This is a genomic window from Erwinia sp., assembly GCF_031978025.1.
In the GTDB taxonomy this organism is placed as follows: domain Bacteria; phylum Pseudomonadota; class Gammaproteobacteria; order Enterobacterales; family Enterobacteriaceae; genus Erwinia.
In genome coordinates this window covers 1-9,250 of record NZ_DALZCD010000011.1, presented here as the reverse complement: position 1 = coordinate 9,250, position 9,250 = coordinate 1, and the positions used below count along the sequence as shown (strand labels likewise).

Annotated in this window: 10 protein-coding genes and 2 pseudogenes; 5 read left to right on the top strand and 7 right to left on the bottom strand. The window is 51.2% G+C overall.

Features of this window, described 5'->3' with window-relative positions; all coding sequences use genetic code 11:
* A partial coding sequence (locus RTK32_RS01835) for a hypothetical protein (RefSeq protein WP_312041828.1) occupies positions 1-224 on the top strand: 224 nt, incomplete at its 5' end.
* 121 nt (positions 225-345) lie between these two features.
* On the top strand, positions 346-423 hold the full coding sequence (gene azuC, locus RTK32_RS21305; protein WP_409451054.1) for a stress response protein AzuC: 78 nt from the start codon (positions 346-348) through the stop codon (positions 421-423).
* Positions 424-684: 261 nt separating this feature from the next.
* Here the strand turns inward: azuC and RTK32_RS01830 are convergent, their stop codons facing one another.
* From RTK32_RS01830 to RTK32_RS01810, 5 genes and pseudogenes are all read right to left on the bottom strand, one after another.
* Positions 685-1,026, bottom strand: a complete 342-nt coding sequence (locus RTK32_RS01830; protein ID WP_312041827.1) for a hypothetical protein — start codon at positions 1,024-1,026, stop codon at positions 685-687.
* Positions 1,027-1,143: 117 nt separating this feature from the next.
* Positions 1,144-1,995 carry an alpha/beta hydrolase gene (locus RTK32_RS01825; RefSeq protein ID WP_312041826.1) on the bottom strand — a complete coding sequence of 284 codons (852 nt, stop codon included), beginning with the start codon at positions 1,993-1,995 and terminating at the stop codon, positions 1,144-1,146.
* Positions 1,996-2,258: 263 nt separating this feature from the next.
* Positions 2,259-2,714: an SgcJ/EcaC family oxidoreductase gene (locus tag RTK32_RS01820; protein WP_312041825.1), complete on the bottom strand. Its 456-nt coding sequence runs from the start codon at positions 2,712-2,714 to the stop codon at positions 2,259-2,261.
* Positions 2,715-3,084: 370 nt separating this feature from the next.
* Positions 3,085-3,501: pseudogene (locus RTK32_RS01815) on the bottom strand (hypothetical protein); the annotation flags it as partial.
* Positions 3,501-4,055: pseudogene (locus tag RTK32_RS01810) on the bottom strand (MFS transporter); the annotation flags it as partial. The pseudogenes RTK32_RS01810 and RTK32_RS01815, both read right to left, overlap by 1 nt.
* Positions 4,056-4,362: 307 nt before the next feature.
* Between RTK32_RS01810 and adhP the strand changes: the two are divergent.
* From adhP to RTK32_RS01795, 3 genes are all read left to right on the top strand, one after another.
* The gene (gene adhP, locus RTK32_RS01805; protein WP_312041824.1) at positions 4,363-5,388 is read left to right on the top strand and encodes an alcohol dehydrogenase AdhP; all 1,026 of its coding nucleotides are present in this window, start codon (positions 4,363-4,365) and stop codon (positions 5,386-5,388) included.
* A gap of 350 nt (positions 5,389-5,738) precedes the next feature.
* Positions 5,739-6,749, top strand: coding sequence for an alpha/beta hydrolase (locus RTK32_RS01800; RefSeq protein ID WP_312041823.1), 1,011 nt, complete (start codon positions 5,739-5,741; stop codon positions 6,747-6,749).
* Positions 6,750-7,132: 383 nt separating this feature from the next.
* On the top strand, positions 7,133-7,288 hold the full coding sequence (locus RTK32_RS01795; RefSeq protein ID WP_312041822.1) for a hypothetical protein: 156 nt from the start codon (positions 7,133-7,135) through the stop codon (positions 7,286-7,288).
* 9 nt (positions 7,289-7,297) lie between these two features.
* Here the strand turns inward: RTK32_RS01795 and RTK32_RS01790 are convergent, their stop codons facing one another.
* Both RTK32_RS01790 and RTK32_RS01785 read right to left on the bottom strand, forming a co-directional pair.
* Complete coding sequence (locus RTK32_RS01790; RefSeq protein WP_312041821.1) at positions 7,298-8,314, bottom strand: ABC transporter substrate-binding protein; 1,017 nt, start codon at positions 8,312-8,314, stop codon at positions 7,298-7,300.
* The coding region (locus RTK32_RS01785) for a TonB-dependent receptor domain-containing protein (RefSeq protein WP_312041820.1) at positions 8,314-9,250 on the bottom strand (937 nt) is incomplete at its 5' end. The genes RTK32_RS01785 and RTK32_RS01790, both read right to left, overlap by 1 nt.

Here is a 9,250-nt window from a genome sequence, read left to right as displayed (position 1 = left end):
TAACGGCTGTAACGGCTGTAACGGCTGTAACGGCTGTAACGGCTGTAACGGCTGTGATAATTGAGATGGCTGGGATGGCTGTTACCGCTGAAGCAGGCGTAACAGTTGTAGCGGCTGTAATAGTTGCGATGACTGTAGCGGCTGCAAGGGCTGGGATAGCTGTAACAGGTGGAACGGCTGAAACGTGCAAATGGGTTTGCCCACCTTGTTTAGCTTTTGTTTAAGTTTGGCTTTGCATACTCAGGTCAATTCTGTGACGCACTTCAAATTTATTTGCCTGAAAAACGCGCTTCTTGTATAATTTTTTTGCGTTTTATCAATAAAAGTTGAATTCAGGTGAAGAAAATGAGAAAGATTATCAAGTACGTGTTTCGCAGTTATGTTGAAACTTTTAAACACGTACCGCCAGGCGCTATGTATTAATGGCGTCGGCCAGAAACCCTCGATAGCCGCGGTCAGGGAAAGACCGGTGGTTATCACTTTTTACCGCTATTAAAACCTCTTAGCCTGTACCAGCCTGTTGTTCCTTTGCTTTTTTAACTAACTTTTTTCGCCTCCTGGTGACATTCGTCACCGATCCTGTGATATTCCCTGTGCTTTTCTGCCACCGCTCTGAGCAGGTCACGTTGCTGATGGGGAAAACCGCCGCTGCTGCCTGCGTCACAGCCAGCAGGGCGGGGAAAATCAATCCTGGCTCTGATACTCGTCCAGCGTAGCGCTTTGACAGGCTTCCGTACTCTGGCGAGCCTGCTTCTTCCGGTCTTCGCTCAGGTTCATCCAGGCAGCCACCACGGTTCTGGCTTCATCCTCATCGAAATCCGTTTTTTCCTGCGCGGAAGACGACTGGCCGCGCATCTGCAGCGCTTTCAGTTTAGCGATATAGCTATCTGCCGTGTCAGCTGCTTTATCCTGGGTAACCAGGGTGCAAAGGTTAGCGATATAGCTCTGGGCCGGATCGTCTGAGTCTGCAGCTTGCGCTGCGCCAGTTACTGCCAGGGCGGCAAGCAGCAGCATCACTTTTTTCATATTTTCTCCTTATCAAGGATTTACGGTCAGTCAGTCAGGCCGGTTTGGCATTGTCCGTTAAGGATAGCGTCTCCGTCCCGGACTGACGCTGTACGCCTGAAGAGTAAATACTTTAATTCAGAGCCAGAGTCTGTACCAGTCGATCTGCTGCCCAATGATGTTATCGAAGTGTGGGCCGCTGTAGAGATCGTAGTGTTTTGCTCCCGCTTCGATATGTAGCTTTTTCTCCGGCGCAGCCAGAGCATCAAACAGCGCGATACCCTGTTGCGGCGGATTGACGGCATCGTCGCCTGCCACCATAACCATGGTCGGACACAGAACCTGGCGAGCACTTTCTTCTGGCCTGTAGTGCAGCGTCTCTTGTATCGTCAGGAAAGGAATTTTAATATCCATCGCCGGAAAGCGTGTTTTTTGGCTGTCAAAAAAGGCTTTTGATTCCTCGTCGTTTAACACGCGGGTGATGGCGACAAACATCTCTTTGCCCGTGTCTGCCTTTTTTGCCGCCATTTTATCCAGCGTGGCGATAAAGCTGTTTTTTTCTTCCGGCGTCATTTCCCCGGTGATGACAGCGTCGCCATCAGCGAAGGCAAGCTGGCTGACCACGCATTTTACCGCCGGGCTGCGTGCGGCTGCCGCCATAACATGACAGCCGCCCAGAGAGGTGCCCCACAGGCCTATACGCGTGATATCGGGCTGCGCGCTGGCCCAGTCGATGACGGTAATGATGTCGTCTATCTGCATAGCCGGTACCAGCCTGCCGCGCTCGCCGCCGCTGGCGCCAAAACCGCGGTAGTCAAAAGTGAGGGTAATAAAGCCTGCCCGGGTAAAAGCTTCGGCAAAAGCGGGCAAGAGAATGTCCTGGATACCGCAGAAACCGTGGCAGAGAATAATTGCGGGTGCGGAAGAAACATCAGGCGTACGTACGGTAACGGCGATATCGCCAGCCAGCTTAAAAGTGGATATTGTCATAAAAACTCCCTGTATTTTCATCAGATGATTAAGTATTTCCAACCTACAAGGGAGATTTTATCGGGGGAGGGTTAAACAACGACCTAATCTTAATCATAAAATCATTACTTCGACCCCATTTTTTTATCATAGGGATATCAGCGCGAATAATGAATAAACCTGTTTTATTGCCAGGAAAAGGTTTTTACAGAAAGGGTGTGGCTGAGAAAGGCAAGGTTGTGCGCTGAAAATTCTCCACGGTTTTCACCGTGGAGAGAGAACGATTAACCTTCAGGCATGGCAGAAGAGTGATGGCTTGAGATCAGCCATTTCTGGCCGTTCCATGCATAGGTAAAAGTATACCGTGCAGCGGCTTTAGACCCGTCACCAAAGGTAAAGGTATAGGTGCCGGTGTCGATAGCTTTATTACAGCCAATGCGAACGGTGCGGCTGTCAATATGGCCCACCGGCTTTTTCGCCAGGAACTTTTTAAAGTAATCAATACGTTCTTCGTCAGTCAGGCGCACTTTGTTTGACAGCGTTGGCAGCAACACCGCATCTGACAGATAGTTCTGTGAAACCGTGGTAGCATCGCCTGTTTTTAGCGAATCGTTCCAGCGGTCAAACATTGAGGCCACTTCTTTCTCCGTCATTTTAACGCAGGACGTATTGTCCTGGGCAAAAGCCGCCGAACTGGTAAGAATGCCGGCAATCATTAAACCAATCAATCCAGTTTTCATTCATTTTCTCCGTGGTGTTTACTATTTTTAATAAGAAATAAAGTAACAGAAACCGGTAAACATCGGCTAAACGCGAACGGTGTTAAATATATCCAGAACCAGGACATTGACACAGATCATATCGTCCGGCCCCACCATTTGTGAGAATTGTGTTAATTAATTTGGGCGCACTAAGATGATAATAAATATAAATGTCATTATTTATAATGTTCACGTTAATCATTAATGCGGAATAAAAAAGAGAAAAGAATGAACAAGGATGTTCTGACGGGGAGCAGCTTGAGAAAAGTAGAGGAACGGCTCTCAATGAGAACAGGGATGAGAGCAAAGAGAGTAAAAAGGTGGTCAGCCCAGGCTGACCACCGCGCTTTTATTTCTGTAAAAGCGGCTTAACCCAGGCAATGATTTCTGCATCCTTTCCCTGTTCAAACAAACATTTCTGGAAGCGCTCACCGCTGACGGCGATTTTAACCAGTTCCGGGTCGATAGCGCGTAGCGTATCCAGATAATTATCTTTGATCACCGCACTTTTTACCTGATTCAGGATGCGAGCGTTACGTACTTGAGGCTCTTTACGCTCGACCGGGTAACCTTCACCGCGGCGCCCGGTAAAGGCTTTTTCAAACATATAGCGCACGTTCAGCTCGGCACCCCAGCCAAAACCTTTGGCAAAGGCCAGTGAAAGCGCATTGCCGTTGTTGATCTGCGCAAACAGCAAGGTATCTGCCGGATCGAGGCAGTAACCGCAAACCACGCCAGGATGGAGGTTTAATGACATTAGCGCTCCAAACTGGCATAGAAGAAGGAAAGCGGATTATCTTTGCCGAATGAAGCCAGCAGAATGCCTGGCAGAAAAGCGGCCAGGCTAGCGGAAAGCTGGGCCAGCGCGATACGCGCACCGGAGAATTTGGTTTTCTCTTTAAAGTCGTCAGTCATTTCTGGCACCAGAGTTTCATAAGGGACCAGAATCGGGGTGTAGACCACTTCAAAGAACAGATAGGTCAGCAGGTAGTAAACATAGGTCATGTCACTGAGCCACATCAGGCTGTAACTGAAGACCAGAGGAATGCCGATAAGAATAAAAAATTTTCGGCGACCGAAGCGTTTGCCGAGCCGGGTCGAGCCAAAATGATCGGTCAGATAGCCCATCAGCTGGCTGACCACGCCATCCACAATGCGGGCCATGGCGAAAATAGAAGTGGCTTCAATAGGACTGAGGCCGCAAAAGGTGGTGTAAAAGTAAAGCAGCCAGGCAGAAGTTAATGCCATCGTTCCGGCACCAAGAAAATCCCCTGATCCATAGGCGAGATAATTAAGCGTTCCTGGTTTACGTATTGTCATAATCGTCACCCTGATTGACCAACGTACACGGCCCGGCTGTATGTCGGGCGATGAAGTAAGTTAGAATGATGACGCTCCGAAAACCTTTGCGATTTTGCCAGTCAACATAAGGCAGTGGCGTGAGGAAGAAGATAGCGGCGGGCTGCTTCACTAATTTAATAAAATGCCGTTTCATTTTTATTGATTCAGCGGAGCAGCTCTCTAAATACAAAATTTGTTGCGATCTGTCGCCTGTTTACCATGTTAAAGCAAGGTCGGCGATGAAAAGGTTTATATAGTTAAAAAACCAATCAGAGAGGGAAGCACAATGAAAGCTGCCGTGGTCAATAAGAATCATACTGTCGATATCGTTGAGAAGAAGCTGCGCGCGCTGGCGCATGGTGAAGCACTGCTAAAAATGGAATGTTGTGGCGTTTGTCACACGGATCTACACGTTAAAAACGGGGACTTTGGCGATCGTACCGGCATGATCCTGGGTCATGAAGGCGTGGGCATCGTCAGCGAAGTTGGCCCAGGCGTGACCTCGTTGAAGGTAGGCGACAGGGCCAGCGTGGCCTGGTTTTATAAAGGCTGTGGCCACTGTGAATACTGCACAACGGGCAATGAAACCCTGTGTCGTCACGTTTTGAATGCCGGTTTTACCGCTGATGGCGGCATGGCGGAAGAGTGTATTGTGGCGGCGGACTACGCGGTGAAAGTGCCGGATGGACTGGATCCGGCAGCGGCCAGCAGTGTGACCTGCGCGGGCGTAACCACGTATAAAGCGGTAAAGGTGTCGGGTATTCAGCCCGGCAAGTGGCTGGCGATTTATGGCCTGGGGGGGCTGGGAAACCTGGCACTGCAGTATGCTAAAAACGTTTTTAATGCCAAAGTGATTGCCGTAGACGTAAACGATGCGCAGCTGGCTTTCGCAAAAGAAATGGGCGCCGATTTAATTATCAATTCGTTGAAGGAAGATGCGGCGAAAATCATCCAGGAAAAAACGGGTGGCGCGCACGCGGCAGTGGTGACAGCAGTCGCTAAAGCGGCATTTAATTCGGCGGTCGATGCCATGCGTGCCGGTGGCCGCATCGTAGCCGTTGGCTTACCGCCAGAATCAATGAGCCTGAATATCCCCCGTCTCGTTCTGGACGGCATTCAGGTCGTCGGTTCACTGGTGGGGACGCGTGAAGATCTGGCTGAGGCTTTCCAGTTTGCAGCAGAAGGCAAAGTGGTGCCTAAGGTTACCAAACGCTCGCTTGAGGAGATTAATGAAATCTTTGAGGAAATGCTGGAAGGAAAAATCAAAGGCCGGATGGTGATTGATTTTACGTCTGATAAGCATCCTGACTGAGAGTAACTTACCTGTGGAAACGGCGTAATAGCCTGTTTCCACAGGAAAATCATTGTATGGGCTGTCAGGCGCTCATAAAGAAGCTTGAACGTTCCGGCGCTTCCGGCTCCAGTTTGCAGCAGAGGCTCAACCACAGCAATGAAACAAGCCAACCCGCATTGTTTAACATTTGTCTTCCTTTTGAACACGTGGTAACAAATTAACTTTACTCACCCATTGAGAATTCGCCACAGGCGTAGCTCTTTTTGCTAATCGCTACGGCGAGCTTACGCCATAGCTGCGCCGTTTATCGCTCTAAAGCGGCAACGTGGCGGGTTCGTTTCAGCTAAACATCAGGCAGGAGAGTGAATGTGTTGAAAAAGAATAAGTTATGGCTGGCCTCCGTCGTACTACTGAGCTTTACTGCGTTGGCGGTCGATAATACACCGCGGTATGGCGTAGAACTGCAGGGCTTTGATTTTCCCTATCCTGTTGAGAAATTTAATTTTTCATCACAGGGTCAACCCCTTTCTATGGGGTACATTGACCTGCGTCCCCAGACAAAAGCCAACGGAGAAACCGTGGTGTTAATGCACGGAAAAAACTTCTGTGGCGTAACCTGGCAGGATTCCATTGAGGCATTGCGTCATGCCGGTTACCGGGTTATTGCGCCAGATCAGATCGGTTTTTGCACCTCAACCAAACCGGCGTACTACCAGTATAGTTTCCAGCAGCTGGCGCTAAATACGCATCAGCTGCTTGCCAGCCTGCATATTGACAAAGCCACGCTGGTGGGCCATTCGACCGGCGGAATGCTGGCTACACGTTATGCGTTAATGTATCCACAGCAGGTAGAAAAGCTGGTGTTGGTCAACCCGATAGGGCTGGAAGACTGGAAGGCGAAGGGCGTCCCCTGGCGCAGCGTGGATGACTGGTATCAGCGAGAGCTGAAAACCAGCGCGGAAAGTATTAAGGCGTACGAGCAGAAAACCTATTATAGCGGCCAGTGGAAGCCGCAATACGATCGCTGGGTCACGATGCTGGCCGGTCTGAATAAGGGGCCGGGTCATAAGCTGGTCGCCTGGAATTCCGCGCTGCTCTACGACATGATTTTTACCCAGCCGGTTTATTACGAATTCAAAAACCTGACCGTTCCTACAACGCTGCTGATCGGAACAGCAGACACGACCGCCATTGGCAGTGATATTGCGTCACCGGAGGTAAAAGCGAAGGTAGGGCATTATAACGAGTTGGGTAAAGAAACGGCGAAGCTAATCCCTCATGCAGTGCTGATCGAATTTAAAGGAAAGGGGCACGCCCCACAAATGGAAGATCCTGCGATGTTCAACCGCACACTCATTGAAGAGTTAAACAAGCACTGATGCAGCCGCGCAGGCTTAAGCCTGCGCTGGCCAGTCGGATAACTCCCTCGCAGCGTCCCTGTCTCCTGATGATCTACAGAAAGTCTGGCCTGATGCGATATTAGTGACAGGATGAGGGGGATGACAGAGCCGCCCCCCGGCGATCCCGATAAGAGCAGAAGGCAATGTTATTCCCCGGCGCAATGAAACAGGTGCCAATTAATAATCAGGCTCGGATGTTAATAGATGATTAAAAAGGATAATAATATCGTTGTATTAATAATATTATTTTTATCTTTTTTTGTAGTTTAATTAGCGATAAATAAAGTATTGTCACGCACGTTATACTGACGTTGACGCTCGTCATTTTATTCTTTCTTCAGGCAATTCTTTCTGAATAAAAAATGAAAAAATATAGCGTGCTGCTCTGCTTTTTACTGCTGTGTGGCTGTATGACGCACCGCCATCCTCAGCAACAGCCGGTGAGCAATCCGATTGCAGATTGTTCCAGCCACGACGATGAAATCGACTGCAGCTGGAACGTGCCTGATAAGATCTGACGGCCCGGCTTACTTTGGCCCCTGCGCATGCAGTATCCGCTGCGCCTGATCGGCCGTCAGCGCGTAATCGAAAAAGCGGCGGTAAAAATCCTGCGTGGCTTTTATCATATCAAGCTGTGGAAAAAGCTCAGGGTGTAGAAGCCTGGCCGCCCACAGGATTTGCAGTCCGGCTTCTGTCCCGTAGCGATCCCAGGGGAACACGCCCGCCGGATTTTGCCAGACCTGATGGCGTTTTACCGCTCGCAGGCTGGCAAACAACGCCGCATAATCTGAATCAGCCAGTTTGCCGGCTCCCGCGCCAATAATGATGATATCCGGCTGCCAGAAAAGGACGTTTTCCGGCGAGATTTCTTTCATATTGCCATTCACTTCCGCCGCCACGTTACGACCACCGGCCAGCCGGATCCAGGTATCAATCAGGGTACTGCGCCCGTCAACCTTCAGGGGATGCAGAGACTGAATATGCAAAACGCCAGGCCGCTGGCCGTCGTGCAGTTCTGCCGTTTTCGCCCTGATAAACTCAATCTGACGATCCAGCCAGGCGTTATAGGCCCGCGCTCGCTGTCGGGCCTGCGCTGTGCCTACTACCTCAGCGGTCGTTAACAGCGAGCGCTCCATAGACGGGAAATCGTCGAAGCGCATGACCAGGGTCGGCAGGCCGGCCTGCCGGTAAGCGTCGGCACCTGCCTCTTCTGCCGGGACAAATACCGCGTCCACTTTTGCGTTCAGCAACGCTTCGCTGTTAAAAGTGCGGCCATGCACCGCCAACGCCTGCGCCAGAGAGGGCTGTATTTTAAACATCCAGGGGCGATCGCTGGCGTGATTAACGGTTGCCACGATGCGGTCTCCCGCACCCAGCGTCATCAGCAGGGAATGATGTGCATACCAGCCGTCCGCAATCCGCTGCGCCTGCTGCGGCACCTCAACTTTATTTCCGGCATCGTCAATAACGCTCCGGGCCCCTACCGCAGGCGGCAAAAGAAGGCTGAAAACCGTCAGTAGAGGGAAAATCAGACGTAGATTCATCAGAACGTTAGCTCCATAGAGAGTTGCGCCATACGCGGCTCGCCGAGCTGGGCGCTGGCATAACCCGCGCCGCTATAGCCGTTCAGGCCTCCGGGCACGATGTTTGTCCAGTAATGGCGGTTGGTAAGGTTGGTGATATCCAGACGAAAAATGGTTTCCGTATTAAAAAGTCGCGTTTTATAGCGGCTCCCTATGTCGAACGTTGCATAGCTGCCTGTCCAGCTGTCGTTGGCGTTATCGGTACTGCGTCGTCCCACATAGTGCAGGCCGCCATGAATATCCGTGCCGTTCAGGAAAGGCAAATCGTAAGCGGCGAACAGACTGGCCGTGTAGCGGGCCAGGCCAACCACCTGCTTGCCGGTGGTGCTGCTGCTGGCGGTATCGCGCAGCCGTGGATCGAGCCAGGTCATACCGCCATACAGATGCAGATTGTCACTAACATCGCCGTCAGCCATAAGTTCCAGGCCACGGTTGCGCTGGTTGCCCTCTACGGCATAGTCCCCGCCAGTATTGGTGTAGGCAAAAGGGCGATCTATCTGGAAAAGCGCGGCGGTCAGCAGCACTTTATCTATCGCCAGTTTGCTGCCTGTTTCAACCTGCCTGCTGCGATAAGGCGACAGAATGCTGCCTGCGTTAGTCGAGCCGGCCGGTGCGGTATCGCCCTGCTGCAGGCTGTCGGCATAGGTTACGTAGAGCGTCACGGGATCGACAGGCTTATACATCAGGCTGGCAGAGCCGCTGAAGCCGCTATCACTGGCATGGCTACTGCGCAGACCGCTGTTGGCATAGTTGGCCGAGGTCAGCAGGCTTTCGCTACCGGCCAGCAGTAAATGCCACTGCGGCGAGAAAGTCAGCGTATCGCTGAGCAAAAATGCCTGCTGCGTAGCGGTAGCCGAATGGTAGCGATGGGTAAAATCAGGGTAGTCCGGTTTGCCA